Annotated in this window: 1 protein-coding gene and 2 rRNA genes; 2 read left to right on the top strand and 1 reads right to left on the bottom strand. The window is 63.2% G+C overall.

All coding sequences use genetic code 11. The annotated features are described in order from the left end of the window. Together ABT295_RS21150 and rrf are read left to right on the top strand one after the other, a co-directional pair. Positions 1-379, top strand: a 23S ribosomal RNA gene (locus ABT295_RS21150); the annotation flags it as partial. A 194-nt stretch (positions 380-573) separates the two neighbouring features. After that, positions 574-690 (top strand): 5S ribosomal RNA (gene rrf / locus ABT295_RS21145). 114 nt (positions 691-804) lie between these two features. Here rrf and ABT295_RS21140 read toward each other — a convergent pair. Beyond that, positions 805-1,072, bottom strand: a 268-nt coding sequence (locus ABT295_RS21140; protein ID WP_352396377.1) for a hypothetical protein, incomplete at its 5' end; no start/stop codon positions are given.

The raw sequence follows: 1,072 nt of genomic DNA, 5'->3' as shown, positions 1-1,072 counted from the left end.
CTGGAGTAGGTCCCAAGGGTTGGGCTGTTCGCCCATTAAAGCGGTACGCGAGCTGGGTTTAGAACGTCGTGAGACAGTTCGGTCCCTATCCGCTGCGCGCGTTGGAAACTTGAGAAGGGCTGTCCCTAGTACGAGAGGACCGGGACGGACGAACCTCTGGTGTGCCAGTTGTTCTGCCAAGGGCATGGCTGGTTGGCTACGTTCGGAAGGGATAACCGCTGAAGGCATCTAAGCGGGAAGCCTGCTTCGAGATGAGGTTTCCGTGCCCCTTTGGGGTGGGAGGCTCCCTGGAGATGACGGGGTTGATAGGCCGGGTGTGGAAGCAACGACGAGAGAGTTGTGGAGCTGACCGGTACTAATAGGCCGATCACTTGTCTACTACGCACCAGCTACCACCAAGACCTGTAACGGGTGGCGGTGAGCGGTGTGGGCATGATGAGTGCACGAGCATGAACGAACTTGATCTACTGATTGAACGATGACACTGCTGTAAGTGTTTCGCGTCCATTGTGTGGTTCTCGGGAGAGAACCCGAAGCTCCTTGGGGGGTTTCAGTCGATCCTGGCCTTTGTGGTCCGGTGGTCATAGCGGTGGGGAAACGCCCGGTCTCATTCCGAACCCGGAAGCTAAGCCCACCAGCGCCGATGGTACTGCTCGGGAGACTGGGTGGGAGAGTAGGTCACCGCCGGCCACTCACTCTTTGCAGTGGGTACGTGGTTGAGGGGAGTGGCACCGCTGTGGCGGTGCTGCTCCCCTCTTCTGCGTTGTGGGCGCATCGCACAGTGCGACCCGACGGTGGGCTGCGTCAGCGCAGGCGCAGCACGGTTCCGGCCAAGGGCTTGGGGCGGAACGACGTCGTCTTGCGTCCCATGAGACCCCCGGCCTGCACGAGCCGGTTGAGGCCCTCCACCGTGGGGCGTGGCAGGAGCACAGCGGCGTGCGCACCGACCGCGCCGAGGACGACGTCGAGGTCGCCCTGGTACTGCACGAGGTCGTTCGGCGTCCCGCCCGACCGGATGGCCGCGTCCACGAAAGCGCCGGCCCCGGAGGCACCGTCGGCCGGTGGCCCCTCG

Origin of the sequence: Terrabacter sp. NPDC000476 (assembly GCF_040300125.1) — a bacterium.
In the GTDB taxonomy this organism is placed as follows: Bacteria; Actinomycetota; Actinomycetes; order Actinomycetales; family Dermatophilaceae; genus Terrabacter.
Note: the sequence above shows the minus strand (reverse complement) of the source record. Positions and strands in the feature narration are given on the sequence as shown.